The organism is Xanthomonas sp. SHU 166 (assembly GCF_000364685.1).
Taxonomy (GTDB): Bacteria; Pseudomonadota; Gammaproteobacteria; order Xanthomonadales; family Xanthomonadaceae; genus Xanthomonas_A; species Xanthomonas_A sontii.
Window position 1 is genome coordinate 1 of the sequence record NZ_AQOJ01001000.1, and the last position, 752, is coordinate 752.

Below are 752 nucleotides of genomic sequence, written 5' to 3' on the forward strand. Positions count from 1 at the left end.
ATCGCCGGCTACCTGACCCGCACCCGCGGCGTCACCGTGCACCGCAGCGACTGCGCCGCGTTCGCGCGGCTGGCCGCCAGCCATCCGCAGCGGGTGCTGCCGGTGGAGTGGGGCCAGGCCGGCGGCGGTTACGAGGTCGACGTGCTGGTGCGCGCGGTGGACCGGCGCTGGCTGCTCAAGGACATCACCAACCTGATCGCCCAGGAAGAGGCGCACGTGCTGGAGATCAACAGCGAGAACGTGCGCGACAGCGGCCTGGCGCAACTGCGGCTGCGGCTGAAGGTCGGCGATTACGGGCAGCTGTCCACCTTGCTCGGCAAGCTCGACGCGCTGCCGGGCGTGCACGAGGCGCGGCGGCTGGGCTGAGGGGCGGCGGCATGCCGGCCGGGAGGCCTGCCAGCGGGTGGGCCACCCACCGTGCGCGCGGCCGGCGCGACGCACAGCTGTTCGTCATCGGGGCAACGCTAAGCTTGTGCGGTGAGCATGCCGCCGGATCAGGTCAGGGACGAACCCACGCGCAGGCAGCGGCCGGTGCCGCTGTGGCGCGATCGGCGTGTCTGGCGCTGGGCGCTGGCGGTGCTGCTGGTGCTGGGAATGACCGTGGTGGTGTTTCGCCGCCCGCTGGCCGACCTGATCTGGCCGGAGACGCGCATCCAGCAATTGCTCGATCAGGGCCACGCGGCGCTGCGTGCGGGCCGGCTCAGCGCCGCCGACGGCAGCGGCGCGCGCGAGCGCTTCGAGGCCGCGCTGGC

1 protein-coding gene and 1 pseudogene are annotated in these 752 nt (G+C 73.5%); both read left to right on the forward strand.

What is annotated here, in order from left to right:
• A partial coding sequence (locus D180_RS22150) for an ACT domain-containing protein (RefSeq protein WP_043091551.1) occupies window positions 1-366 on the forward strand: 366 nt, incomplete at its 5' end.
• A 117-nt stretch (window positions 367-483) separates the two neighbouring features.
• Window positions 484-752 (forward strand): annotated as a pseudogene (locus D180_RS22155) (hypothetical protein); the annotation flags it as partial.